12 protein-coding genes and 3 pseudogenes are annotated in these 11,679 nt (G+C 69.9%); 11 read left to right on the top strand and 4 right to left on the bottom strand.

The genetic code is table 11. The features are described from left to right. Nucleotides 1-476: 476 nt before the first annotated feature. From ACTWQJ_RS34730 to ACTWQJ_RS34750, 5 genes and pseudogenes are all read left to right on the top strand, one after another. Nucleotides 477-1,184, top strand: a complete 708-nt coding sequence (locus ACTWQJ_RS34730) for a metal-dependent hydrolase (RefSeq protein ID WP_443310447.1) — start codon at nucleotides 477-479, stop codon at nucleotides 1,182-1,184. After that, a complete protein-coding gene (locus tag ACTWQJ_RS34735) occupies nucleotides 1,181-1,747 on the top strand; it encodes a helix-turn-helix domain-containing protein (protein ID WP_443310448.1) in 567 nt (188 codons plus the stop codon). The genes ACTWQJ_RS34730 and ACTWQJ_RS34735 overlap by 4 nt, the downstream gene beginning before the upstream one ends. Before the next feature lie 14 nt (nucleotides 1,748-1,761). Beyond that, on the top strand, nucleotides 1,762-2,814 hold the full coding sequence (locus ACTWQJ_RS34740; protein WP_443310449.1) for a threonine aldolase family protein: 1,053 nt from the start codon (nucleotides 1,762-1,764) through the stop codon (nucleotides 2,812-2,814). Between the two features lie 195 nt (nucleotides 2,815-3,009). Beyond that, nucleotides 3,010-4,194 carry a sensor histidine kinase gene (locus ACTWQJ_RS34745; protein WP_443310450.1) on the top strand — a complete coding sequence of 395 codons (1,185 nt, stop codon included), beginning with the start codon at nucleotides 3,010-3,012 and terminating at the stop codon, nucleotides 4,192-4,194. Beyond that, nucleotides 4,191-4,850: pseudogene (locus ACTWQJ_RS34750) on the top strand (response regulator); the annotation flags it as partial. The gene ACTWQJ_RS34745 and the pseudogene ACTWQJ_RS34750, both read left to right, overlap by 4 nt. Nucleotides 4,851-5,355: 505 nt before the next feature. Here ACTWQJ_RS34750 and ACTWQJ_RS34755 read toward each other — a convergent pair. After that, a complete protein-coding gene (locus tag ACTWQJ_RS34755) occupies nucleotides 5,356-6,141 on the bottom strand; it encodes a sulfotransferase family protein (RefSeq protein WP_443310451.1) in 786 nt (261 codons plus the stop codon). Between the two features lie 383 nt (nucleotides 6,142-6,524). Here ACTWQJ_RS34755 and ACTWQJ_RS34760 point away from each other — a divergent pair, with 383 nt between their 5' ends. The 4 genes and pseudogenes from ACTWQJ_RS34760 to ACTWQJ_RS34775 all read left to right on the top strand — a co-directional run. Continuing rightward, nucleotides 6,525-7,442, top strand: coding sequence for an ABC transporter ATP-binding protein (locus ACTWQJ_RS34760; RefSeq protein WP_443310452.1), 918 nt, complete (start codon nucleotides 6,525-6,527; stop codon nucleotides 7,440-7,442). Next, entirely contained in the window at nucleotides 7,439-8,203 is a 765-nt protein-coding gene (locus ACTWQJ_RS34765) for an ABC transporter permease (protein ID WP_443310453.1), read from the top strand. The genes ACTWQJ_RS34760 and ACTWQJ_RS34765 overlap by 4 nt, the downstream gene beginning before the upstream one ends. 32 nt (nucleotides 8,204-8,235) lie before the next feature. Further along, a complete protein-coding gene (locus ACTWQJ_RS34770) occupies nucleotides 8,236-9,009 on the top strand; it encodes an alpha/beta hydrolase (protein WP_443310454.1) in 774 nt (257 codons plus the stop codon). A gap of 272 nt (nucleotides 9,010-9,281) precedes the next feature. Continuing rightward, nucleotides 9,282-9,611: pseudogene (locus ACTWQJ_RS34775) on the top strand (alpha/beta hydrolase-fold protein); the annotation flags it as partial. 97 nt (nucleotides 9,612-9,708) lie between these two features. On the opposite strand, the gene ACTWQJ_RS34780 reads toward ACTWQJ_RS34775, so the two are convergent. From ACTWQJ_RS34780 to ACTWQJ_RS34790, 3 genes are all read right to left on the bottom strand, one after another. Then, nucleotides 9,709-10,017, bottom strand: a complete 309-nt coding sequence (locus ACTWQJ_RS34780) for a hypothetical protein (protein ID WP_443310455.1) — start codon at nucleotides 10,015-10,017, stop codon at nucleotides 9,709-9,711. Between the two features lie 56 nt (nucleotides 10,018-10,073). Continuing rightward, complete coding sequence (locus ACTWQJ_RS34785) at nucleotides 10,074-10,535, bottom strand: hypothetical protein (protein WP_443310456.1); 462 nt, start codon at nucleotides 10,533-10,535, stop codon at nucleotides 10,074-10,076. Between the two features lie 93 nt (nucleotides 10,536-10,628). Continuing rightward, nucleotides 10,629-10,808 (bottom strand): hypothetical protein, encoded by a 180-nt coding sequence (locus tag ACTWQJ_RS34790; RefSeq protein ID WP_443310457.1) that lies wholly within the window; start codon nucleotides 10,806-10,808, stop codon nucleotides 10,629-10,631. A gap of 151 nt (nucleotides 10,809-10,959) precedes the next feature. Here ACTWQJ_RS34790 and ACTWQJ_RS34795 point away from each other — a divergent pair. Beyond that, nucleotides 10,960-11,140 (top strand): annotated as a pseudogene (locus ACTWQJ_RS34795) (IS5/IS1182 family transposase); the annotation flags it as partial. A 103-nt stretch (nucleotides 11,141-11,243) separates the two neighbouring features. Then, nucleotides 11,244-11,480 carry a hypothetical protein gene (locus tag ACTWQJ_RS34800; RefSeq protein ID WP_443310458.1) on the top strand — a complete coding sequence of 79 codons (237 nt, stop codon included), beginning with the start codon at nucleotides 11,244-11,246 and terminating at the stop codon, nucleotides 11,478-11,480. The last annotated feature ends 199 nt before the right edge of the window (nucleotides 11,481-11,679 follow it).

Raw genomic sequence — 11,679 nt, forward strand, 5'->3', positions numbered from 1 at the left:
CAAGATGTCCAACTACCACCTCAAGAGAGCCGAGCACCGGCACTGGCCCCAGCCGACCCGGACAGCCACCGACGCCGTCGTGATCCACACGCCAAGACCACCAGACCCGTAACGCAACGGCATTGCCTCTAGGGCGACTTCCCCGACCAGATCGCCCGCCTGCAGACACAGCGGTCCCGCCGGTCAGCCGCCTTGCCACGGCCACGCGACACTGCCACTGACCGTGCAGTCATCGCCCGCCTCCGGCAGGAGAAAGAGAATCTCGCTCGCCACCTGCACATCTACGAAGACCGCATCCGCCGCCTTGCCGTAGAGAACGCAGCCCTCCGCGCATCCTCAGAGATCTGATGCTGCTTGGCGCCCGCCGTCACCATCCTGGCCGCAGCGGTCACGCCCACGCTCGGTGCAGCCCTCGCGCTTGATTGCATGTTGCACATAGCCTGTCGTTCGTTATAGTGAACATATCGTTTACTGCTATGGGGAGCGTGATGCAGGTCAGGACCTATCTCGATGACACCTACGCGGAGCAGGCCGATACACGGGTGATCGCTGTGGGGCACCAGGAGGGGCTGTCTTGGGCGGCCGTGGAGCACTGCCTGTTCCACCCCCAGGGCGGCGGTCAGCCCGCCGACCGGGGATGGCTGGAGGAGATCGAGGTCGTCCCCGTCCGGGACGAGCAGTCGGGGCTGATCGTGGTCGTGCCCGCCTCCGAGGAAGGCGGGTGGCCGGAGTTCACCGACGGGCAGCCGGTGCGGGCGCGCATCGACCTGGAGACGCGGATGACGCACGCGGCCCTGCACACCGCCGGGCACCTGGTCGAGGCAGCGGGCCGGGCCCAGGGATGGGAGCTGGCCGGGAACAACCACTTCCCCGGTCAGGCGCGCATCGAGTTCACCGCCCCGCAGCCGGATCCTCGGCTGGCCGAGCCCGAGGGCCGGGAGGAGGTGCTCGCCGAACTGCGGAAGACGGTCTCGGCGGCCATCGCCGAGGACCTGCCGGTGACTGCGGAGGTGGATGAGCAGGGGATGCGTGTGGTCTCCCTGGGGGCCCTGCACTCCGCACCCTGCGGCGGAACCCATGTGCGCCGTCTCGGCGACCTGCACCATCTGGTCCTGCCCGCGCTGAAGGTCAAGCGGGGACGCATCCGTGTGTCGTACTCCGCCACGCACGGGCCGCGCCGATGACCCCGCCCGGGCAGTCGACGAGCAGCACCGCCGCCGCGGTGGGGGCGCAGATCCGCCGGCGTCGTGAACAGCGAGGGATGAGCGGCTCGGAGCTGGCGCGGCGCGCGGGCCTGAGCAAGGCGACGCTGTCGCAACTGGAGGCCGGCAAGGGCAACCCGACGATCGAGACGCTCGACGCGCTCGCGATCGCGCTCAGGATCCCGCTGACCGACCTGCTCACCCGCGACACCGACCCCGGCCCGGTGTTCCTCGCCAGCACCGAGCTCGCCGAGGACGAGGTCGGCCGGGAACTGCTCCGCCGGATCAGCAGTGGCCACAGCCTGGAGATCTGGCGGCTGCGGATGCCTCCCCGCACCGAGCTGGCGGGCGTACCGCACGCGACCGGCACCGTGGAGCACCTGCTCGTCGCCACGGGCCGGCTGACCGCCGGACCCACCGACGCCCCGCGCCTGCTGGGGGCGGGCGATCTGCTCGCCTTCGCCGGCGACGCCGCCCACATCTACCGCACCGACGCCGAACCGGCGGACGTCACCGTCGTCATCGCCTCGCCCATCGTCAGCTGAAAGACGCCCACACCATGAGTACCACCACTCCCTACGCCCACGCCTTCACCAGCGACAACGTCGCCGGAGCGTCTCCCGAGATCATCGACGCCGTGGCCCGGGCCGCGTCCGGACCGGCCGCACCCTACGGAGCGGACAGCATCAGCGCCGACGTCCGGCGCCGCCTGTGCGAGATATTCGACTACGACGTCGACGTGCTGCTCGTCTCCACCGGCTCCGCGGCCAACGCCCTGAGCCTGGCCGCCCTGACCCCGCCCTGGGGCAGCGTGCTGTGCCACCGCGACAGCCACATCAACAACGACGAATGCGGCGCACCCGAGTTCTACACCGCAGGCGCCAAGCTCGTTCCCCTCCCCGGCGACGACGCCAAGATCGATCCCGACGCGCTGCAGGCGGCCGCCCGCCACAAGCGGGGGGACGTGCACAGTGTGGAGCCGTCCGTGGTGAGCATCACCCAGGCCACCGAGACCGGCGCCGTCTACACCCTCGACGAACTCCATACCCTCGGCCCGATCGCCAAGGAGGCGGGCCTGCGCCTCCACATGGACGGCGCCCGCTTCGCCGGAGCCGTCGCCTCCCTCGGCTGCACCCCCGCCGAGATGACCTGGCAGGCCGGCGTCGACCTGCTGTCCTTCGGAGCCACCAAGAACGGCACCATGACCGCCGACGCCATCGTCGTCTTCGACCGCTCCCTCACCCCCGAACTCGCCTTCCGCGCCAAGCGCGCCGGCCAGCTCGCCTCCAAGATGCGCTTCCACGCCGCCCAACTCGACGCCTACCTCACCGACGACCTGTGGCTGCACAACGCGACCCACGCCAACGCCATGGCCGCCCGCCTCCAACAGGGACTCAAGGCCCTGCCGGACATCCACCTCCCCGGCACCCTCGAGGCCAACATCGTCTTCTGCCGCCTTCCCCAGCACGTCATCGACGGACTCCTGTCCGAGGGCTACGCCTTCTACCACGACCGCTGGGAGCCGGGAGTCGTCCGCTTCGTCACCTCCTTCGCGACCACACCGCAGGACGTCGATGGTCTGGCAAACGCCGTCAGCCGACTCACCGCCTGACAGCCGCAGTACCCCAACCCCGTTCAGCCATGGACAACGGACAAGACCAAACCCTGTCCATAAGCTGCATACGGATCTTGCGACCGGACGCCGCCTGGCTCTTCCTGATTGGGCCCTGTGCGGAGCGTTGGGGCGCAGGCGGGGTACTCCCGCTGTCGTACGCGCTCGGGCCATGCCCGCTCATACGGTGGGGAGGTGACGTGCTTGGATCGCCTGACCGCCTGGGTTCGGGACCTTTCGCCGAGGTCCGTGGATCTCCTCGTGGTGGCCGTGGTCGCGTGGTTCACCGGACTGGACGCCGCGTCGAACGAACCGGAGTACCGGCAGGCCGACTGGTTCACCTGGCTGCTGCTCGCGGTCTCGCTCCTCGCGCTGTTCTGGCGGCGGCGGTGGCCGGTGCCGGTTGCGGTGGTGACGGGGGCGGCGTGCGCGGGCTGGGCGCTGTACGGGCACATCGGGGAGTTGCTGAACCTGCCGGTGATCGTGGCGCTGTACACGGTCGCGGTGCAGGGCGACCGGCCCCGCACTCTGTGGACCGGGCTGATCGCCTCTCTCACGTCGGGTGCGGTCGCGCTGTGGGTGGGCAACGACGTGGTGAACCCGCAGGGTCTGGCGGTGCTGGAGATGCTGTGGCCGCTGGTGCCGCTGCTACTGGGCGAAGTGGTGTGTACGCGGCGGAAGTTGCAGGCCGAGTACGCCGCCCGGGCCGCCCGTGCGGAGGAGGACCGGGAGCGGGAGGCGGCGCGGCGGGTGCGTGAGGAGCGGGTGCGGATCGCCCGCGAGCTGCACGACGTGGTCGCGCACACGGTGACGGCGATGGCTGTGCAGGCGGGCGTGGCGCTGGACGCGTTCGACGTGAAGCCCGAGGTGGCCCGGGCGGCGATGCGGCAGGTGCGGGAGGCGGGCAAGGAGGCGGTGCGGGAGCTGCGGGCCACCGTCACCGTGCTGCGCGGGCCGGAGGGTGATGCGGTGGAACCGGCGCCGGGGCTCGAGCGGCTCGCCGAGCTGGTCGACCGGTTCGCGGGCGGCGATGTGGAGATCACGCTCCGGCGGGAGGGGGCGCCGGACGGTGTGTCGCCGGTGGTGGGGCTGGCCGCGTACCGGATTGTGCAGGAGGCGTTGACGAACGTGGTCAAGCACTCCGGCGCCCGTCACGCGGCGGTATCCGTCGTCCGGGGGGACGGTCGGCTGACGGTGGAGGTCGTCGATGACGGTGTGTCGGCCGCGCCACCGGCCGGGGGCGGTTTCGGGCTGGTCGGGATGCGGGAGCGGGCGGCGGCGGCCGGGGGCAGGATCGACTACGGGCCGGTGCCCGGCGGCGGTTTCCGGGTGCGGGCCGAACTCCCAGCCCGCGGCGGCGACGAAGGGGAGCGACCGTGACGGTGCGTGTGGTGCTCGCGGACGATCAGACCGTCGTACGGGCGGGCTTCCGCGCGCTGCTGGATCTGACCGACGACCTGGTGGTGGTCGCGGAGGCGGCCGACGGGCGGCAGGCCGTGGAGGTGGTGCGGCTGACCCGGCCCGACGTCGTGCTGATGGACATCCGCATGCCCGGCGTCGACGGCATCGAGGCCACCCGCCGTATCGCCGCCGACGCCGACCTGGACGGCGTACGGGTGGTCATGCTCACCACCTACCGGGTCGACGCGTACGTCTTCGAGGCGCTGCGGCACGGCGCGGCGGGCTTCCTGCTGAAGGACATCGAGCCGGACGAACTGCGGGCGGCGATCCGCACGGTCGCCGCCGGGCAGAGCCTCCTCGCCCCGGCCGTGACGCGCTCGGTGGTGGAGGAGTTCGCCCGGCTGAAGGGGCCGGAGGCGGCGGGCGCCGAGCGGCTGGCCGTGCTCACCGACCGGGAGCGTGAGGTGATGGCGCTGGTCGCGGCCGGGCTGAGCAACGAGGAGATCGGCCGGGAGCTGACCATGAGCCCACTGACCGCGAAGACTCATGTGAGCCGCGCGATGACCAAACTCGGGGCACGGGACCGGGCCCAGCTGGTGGTGCTGGTGTACGAGACCGGGCTGGTCAGGGCGGGGGAAGGCTGGGCGAGTGATACCGGTGTGGTTCCGTCAGCGGACGGGATGTGCTGCGGCGTCGCCCGGGCGCCACCCAGCCAGGTGCGGCAGCAGTCCGGATCCTGTCCGGTGTCAGGCCCCGGCTCGGGCTTGAGCACCGGCCGGCCGTGCCCGACGAGCAGGCTGTGCACCGCGGCCGCCGAGTCCTCCGGGCTCTCCCGCCCGGCGACGCACACCTCGACGTACCGGGTGCCGCTGGCCTCATGGCGGGCACGCATGGCGGCGATGCCCGCCGGGGCGCACGGGACGATCGCCACGACTCCGTTACGGGCCAGCACCTCGGCGATCAGGCCCGTGCGCTCGGCATCCATGGCGGGACCGTGGAATCGGTCGAGTACTTCGACCCGGCGGTGCTCGGTGAGCAGCCGTTCGGCCAGCGTGTAGGCGGCCGCCCGCCGGTCGGCCGTCGGCCGGCCGGTCACCCAGACCGTGGCTCCGGGGCACGTACATCGGCGCTTCACGTCGCTCAGCACGGATACCCCCAGGTACGGGTGATGTCGCGCAGAGCTGTCGGCACGTCCTGCGGATCCGGGAGGGGCCGAGCTTTCTGGATCTTCCCCGACTTGATGTTCTCGCTCCAGTCGCCGATGAACGGCACGAACGGCCCGTGATCGCCTTTTCGGTAATCCAGCATTTTCGATGTCCAGGGGACTCCGAGATAGGCGCAGATTTCCCGGGTGACCGCCTCGGGTCTCTGTGTCAGTTCCTCGTAGCGGACGGTGAGACCATCCAGCCCGGTGCGTGCCGCCTGGACCGCCTCGACGTACATGCGTATCTCGCGGACGGTCGCGTCCGGATCGCGGTCGGGGCGGTTGTTGATCAGTGAGCTCACCATGGATGCCGGGTGCCGCAGCAGGAAGATGTACCGGGCCTTCGGCCAGCCCTCGTGCAGCCGCTCCCAGACGCCCGCGTTGCCGGGTGTCTTGTCCACGATGACCTGCTTGCTGCTGAGCACGAGTTCCCGATGGAGGATGCGGTCCCACAGCAGGTACTCCAACTCGCGCTGGTCGAGACCGAGTTCCGTCATGGCCTTCTTGGTGTACGGCTTGGTGAGATCGACGGCCAGGGTGCGTAGATGCATCTCATGCGGGGCCCGGATCTGCGGGTGGCTGTTGAGCAGAACCCGCAGCAGTGTGGAGCCGGAGCGCACGGAGGAGATGACGAACACCGGGTCAGGCACGAGCCGGCGGGCCGACTGCGGCACCGGGGGCTCGGCCGTCTTCCGTATCCGCCGCCGTACTCCGCGGACCACGCGACGCACTCCCGAACCGCTCAACGCCATCCCAGGTGCCTCCCTGCCCACCTCGCGCTCGTAGCCTTACCTTCCCGTTGAAGACTTGACCATACTGGGGTCAGTTCCTGGATTCACCATGGTCCGGGAATGAGGATCTCATGAGACAAACGCGATGACGGAAATGGCCGGGCACCGGAAAATTCAAGGGCAATGAGCGTGTTTGCCTGATATGCCCTTGGGGTGTGGGTAGGCGCCCACCGCCCTGACCGGTGCTGAACCCGCATGGGCCCGGTAATGGCCGGCGTCCTGAGGCCCGGTCCGACGTGAGCTACTCCCGTGGGAGTAGCCGCCGACTCCGGTGGTGGATGTCCGGATCGGCCGGGCTTCCTACCGTCGTCGGCATGATCGAAGCACGTGACCTCACCAAACGCTACGGGGACAGAACCGCCGTCGACCGGCTGACCTTCACCATCCGGCCCGGCCGGGTGACCGGCTTCCTCGGCCCGAACGGCGCCGGCAAGTCCACCACCATGCGCCTCGTCCTCGGCCTCGACGCGCCCACCGCGGGCACCGTTACCGTGGCGGGCCGGCGGTACGCCGAGCTGCCCGCGCCCCTGCGCTCGGTCGGCTCGCTGCTGGACGCCAAGGGCGTGCATGGCGGACGCACGGCTCACCAGCACCTGACCGGGCTGGCGGCGAGCAACCGTATCCCGCGCCGCCGGGTCGCCGAAGTCCTGGACCTGACCGGCCTGAGCGAGGTGGCCGGGCGGCGGGTCAAGGGCTTCTCGCTCGGCATGGGGCAGCGGCTCGGCATCGCCGCCGCGCTGCTCGGCGACCCGGAGGTGCTGATCCTCGACGAACCAGTCAACGGCCTGGACACCGAGGGCATCCGCTGGATCCGCGCCCTGCTCAAGTCCCTTGCCGCGCAAGGCCGTACGGTCTTCCTCTCCAGCCACCTGATGAGCGAGATGGAACTGACCGCCGACCACCTGATCGTGATCGGCCGCGGCAGACTGCTCGCCGACACCACGGTGCGCGACTTCATCGAGACCAACTCCCGCGCCCATACGCTCGTCCGCTCCCCGGAACCGGAGAAGCTGCGCGACCTGCTGCAGGCAAAGGGCGCGACCGTACGCCTGGACACTCGCGGCGGCTGGCGGGTGGACGGCCTCGACGCGGCCGCCATCGGCGATCTGGCCTGCGACCACGGCTTGGCCGTTCACGAACTCACCCCGGCCCGCTCCTCACTGGAGGAGGTCTACACGGCCATGTCCCAGGACGCGGCGGAGTACCGGATACCGCGGGAGGCAGTTCGATGACGACCCTCATGGATGCACGGGCCGGCTTTCCGCAGGCGCTCGCCCACGAGTGGATCAAGTTTCGCAGTGTGCGCTCCCTGGTGTGGACGACCGTCGCGACCGCCGTCGTACCCGTACTGGGCGCGGTCTTCGTGGCGGCGACGGGCAGTCTGCAGCCGGACGACACGGTGCTCGGCGCCGCCCTCACCCTCTCCATCACCGCCCAGATGCTCGCCGTCGTCGGCGCGCTGGTGATCACCGGCGAGTACGGCAGCGGCACCATCCGCACCACCTTCGCCGCCACCCCGCGCCGCGCCACCGTGTTGTCGGCGAAGGCGGCGCTGCTCGCGGGTCTGACGTACGTCCTGGCGCTGGTGTCCTGCACGCTCGCCTACCTTGTCGGCGACGCACTGCTCGAAGACGGCCTATACGTCCAAGGGGAGCCGCTGCCTGCCCTGTTCGGCGTCGCCGCCTCCTTCTCCGTGGCCGCGCTGTTCGGCTTGGCGGTCGGCGCCCTCGTACGCCACTCCGCGGGCGCTGTCACCGCCGTCGTCGGCGTCCTGCTCCTGCCTTCCCTCCTCGGCCCGCTGTTCGGAGACGCCCAGCGCTGGGTCGCGGGCATCTCGCCGACGGCCGCCCTGCAGAAGCTCACCCAGACCTCGGACGCGACCGCCGAGAGCGTTGGCAGCCTCGGCCCCTGGCCGTCCCTGCTCGTGGTCGCGGCTTACATGGCGGCCGTGCTCCTGCTCGCGGCCGTGGCGCTGCGCAGGCGGGACGCATGACCCAACAGCCCATTATCGAAGGGAGGTTCGCCATGCCTTGGAGCCCTGCCCGCTTACGGCTGCTCCTTGCTCTGGTGATCGCCGATTTCCTGCTCTTGGCCGGAGTGTCCTGCACAGACGCCGACGCGACCACCCCGCACGGAGCCCGGATCACCCATGAGAAGAAAACGGGTGAGCACCTGGTCGACCTCACCGTCGACTCACCGGCCCTGGGCCGCACCGCAAAGGTCCGGTTGCTGCCCCCGGACGGCTGGCGCGAACGACGGCCCGGCGAGACCTGGCCGACGCTGTATCTGTTGGTCGGCGGAGACGGCAACTACAAAGCCTGGCCCGAGGACTACGACGCCCGACTCCAGGACCTGCCCCAGCTGCGCGACGTGCTGGTCGTGATGCCGGAGATGCCGCTGTTCGGCTTCTACAGCGACTGGTTCAACGCCGGCCGGGGCGGCCCTCCCGCCGTGGAGACCTTCCACCTCGAAGAGGTACGTCCTCTCCTGGAGCGCCACCACGGAGCGGGCACCCGTCGTGCGGCCCCGGGGGAGTCGCAGGGTGGGTTCGGCGCCCTCTCGTATGCCGCGCGCCACCCGGGGATGTTCCGGGCCGCGGCGAGCTACAGCGGCTTCGTGCACCCGAGCCGGCACCCGCACGCGATCCGGGCCGCGATGACCTACCGGGTCTGGACTGGAGGTCACTGTGGGGCGACCCGGTCGCCCAGCGCGCCAACTGGCAGACCCACGACCCTTATTACCTGGCCGACCGGCTGCGCAGCACACCCGTCTACCTCTCCAGCGGCGACGGCACGGTAGGCGTCCTGGACCCGCCGGGCACGGAACCGGACCCGGAGATCCCGGGGCTGGAGGACCTGGCCGACCCGTTCCCGAAGGAGGCGATCTCCTCGACTGAGACGATCATGGAGCGCGAGTCTCGGGCACTGGCCACTCGCCTGACGTCGGTCGGGACGCCGGTAACGATGCACTTCTACGCGGGCACGCACTCCCCGCCGTACTCGGCACGCGAGTTCCACCGCTCACTGCCGATGCTCCTGAATGCCCTGCATCCAGCTGACGGTGACCGTCCGGAGGTGGTCACGGAGGAGCGCGTCGGCCCGCGTCAGGTCGACCTCACCGTCCGCTCGTCCGCGCTGGGTGGTACGGCCAAGGTCCGGCTGCTGACCCCGGACGGCTGGGAACGGCGGCGGCCCGGTCAGACCTGGCCCGTTCTGTACCTCCTGCACGGCGGCTTCGAGCCGGAGACGTACAAGACCTGGACCCGCGAGTCCGACGTCGAGGAACTGTCCAAGCTGCACGATGTCCTGGTGGTGATGCCGGAAGGAGGCCAGGTCGGCTTCTACAGCAACTGGTGGAACCACGGAGCCGGCGGTCCGCCCGCCTGGGAGACCTTCCATCTAGACCCGTCTTCCGCCGGTCGCTGATTCAGATGATCTGACCGCCACCCCACAACAGAAAGAGCCCGGAGGGCATTCCCTCCGGGCTCCCGGCACACGATCAGATGACCAGCACCACCACCCCCACCACCATGAACGCGACACCGGCCAGCAGGACAGGGCCGCCCAGCAGCAGGATGAGCACCGCACCGAACACGAGCTGTCCCGTCGTACGGCGACCGACCTTGGTGGTCTCGGGATCCGCGGGGTCGTACGTGATCTCGGCCCGCTCGGCACCCCCGTCCGACGCCGTGCGCTCACGCCGTACGCCGTAGCTGTCGACGTACGCGTAGGTGTACTGCTCGACGCCGTTGTACCAGTGGGACCGCTGCAGCCGCCCCTCCACGGTGATCCCCCGGGTACGCAGCACCCAGGCCTCCCGGAACACTTGCTATCTGGCGTACACGCCCAGCCCCCCGGCGGCGATCACCGCGGGGGCCACCGCCCAGAGGACCCCCGGACCACCCCGGCGCCCTTCACCAGCAGCAGGACGAGCATCAGCACGTACCCGCCCCCGAGGCCCCACCAGAGCAGACGAACCCGGTCCGGTGCCGCCCGCTCCAGCGGCTCCTCGGTCACCAGCCCCGCCCCGTCCGGCCGCGGCTCGTCGGCGTCCCATACGGGCAGTGCACGGCGGACGGCGTGCGCAAACTCGTGCACGGCAGGGGCACTGCGGCACCTGAGGTGGTACGCCACGGGCTCGTCGCCCGTCAGGACGACGGTCAGCCGCCGGCCCTTGGGGCCGTGAACGTCGACCCGTTCTATCGCCGCCACCGGTATCCGGCGCTGCACGCCGTCCGCCTCCAGCAGCACCACCGCGTCCCGCAGCCGGACGGAGGCACGGCGTCTGCCGTGCAGCACCAGCGAGGACGTCTCTGTTGAGGTCACGCGGGCACGTTAGGCGAGCCCAGGACCGGAGGGGACAGTTCAGCCGTATGACGAAGCGGGGGCGTCTGGCCCGGTGCTTCGAAGGTCACCGATTCAGGTCTGTGGCCAGCGGGTTCGGGTGACTTCGATACCGAGGAGTTCAAGGAGATGGAGCTGGACGCCCCGGGTGATCTGCCCCATCGGGGGGTCGGTGACGGTGCCGATGCGCAAGGTGAGTTCGCCGAGGTGGCAGAGTGTCACCCGCACGTCCGGCGCCCAGGCGACGTCGGGCACCCTCCTCGGTGAGGTCGTGAGACCTGGCCGACCAGCGTCCGGAGGGACGTGCTACGCGGGCTGACGGCTCCGGCCATTCAGCACCAGGGCACGAAGACGATTGGCTCACACCCCTGAGCAACGCTCAGGATCACTAAGCCAATCAGAGACGCTTCACCGCCTGGTCCTGGACGAACTCGGTTCCCGGGGCAAGCTGGACTGGTCGCGGTGCGCGATCGACTCGGTCAGCGTCCGAGCTCTCCAAAGGGGCCGCCGAAGGGACCGAATCCGACCGACCGTGGCAAGAGCGGATCGAAATCCACCTCATCGTGGACCGAAACGGCCTGCCCCTACCCGCAGCTTCGCTGAATGAAATGGGGTCCAACACCTCCCGAAAGACGTCAGATACGTCTGTGAGCACGTCCAATGTCAGTGCGGTGCGCTTCACTGTCCGCCATGGAGCTCACGCAAGCGACCGTCAACGACCTGCTGGCCCAACTCGGCTCGCGGGACGGCTACATGTACCTGCCCAGCGACCTGGACCCGCGGGATCTGACCGCCCTGCTCGACAGCAGGTACGGCGCCCCGCGCACCCTCGTGCTCGACGGCTTCACCGATCCGACGGTCGACGAGTCCAGGGGCGCGGCTCTCCTCGTCCCCATGAACGATCGAGGCTGGGCGAGCACCGAGTAGCTGGACGCAGGAATTCTGCCACACACGCAGCACGAAAAGCGGGACCGGCAAAGCTTCCGGCGCGTCGCCGCGCCAAAAGCACATCTGGCTGACCCTCTGTCACTGTCACCACTCGACAGTGCCGAAACTGGCACATCGCAGCTTTCATGTCTTCGGAGCAGATGGAGACGTGACAGTTCAGGCGGGTCATGCATTTCGG

It is taken from the genome of Streptomyces sp. KR55, assembly GCF_052245645.1.
Taxonomy (GTDB): Bacteria; Actinomycetota; Actinomycetes; order Streptomycetales; family Streptomycetaceae; genus Streptomyces; species Streptomyces flavusporus.

Bases quoted from the DNA above. Each gene is read 5' to 3' on its own strand.
- ACTWQJ_RS34730 (WP_443310447.1), top strand. From the start codon at position 477: ATGGGGAGCGTGATGCAGGTCAGGACCTATCTCGATGACACCTACGCG.
- ACTWQJ_RS34735 (WP_443310448.1), top strand. From the start codon at position 1,181: ATGACCCCGCCCGGGCAGTCGACGAGCAGCACCGCCGCCGCGGTGGGG.
- ACTWQJ_RS34740 (WP_443310449.1), top strand. From the start codon at position 1,762: ATGAGTACCACCACTCCCTACGCCCACGCCTTCACCAGCGACAACGTC.
- ACTWQJ_RS34760 (WP_443310452.1), top strand. From the start codon at position 6,525: ATGATCGAAGCACGTGACCTCACCAAACGCTACGGGGACAGAACCGCC.
- ACTWQJ_RS34765 (WP_443310453.1), top strand. From the start codon at position 7,439: ATGACGACCCTCATGGATGCACGGGCCGGCTTTCCGCAGGCGCTCGCC.
- ACTWQJ_RS34770 (WP_443310454.1), top strand. From the start codon at position 8,236: ATGCCTTGGAGCCCTGCCCGCTTACGGCTGCTCCTTGCTCTGGTGATC.
- ACTWQJ_RS34800 (WP_443310458.1), top strand. From the start codon at position 11,244: ATGGAGCTCACGCAAGCGACCGTCAACGACCTGCTGGCCCAACTCGGC.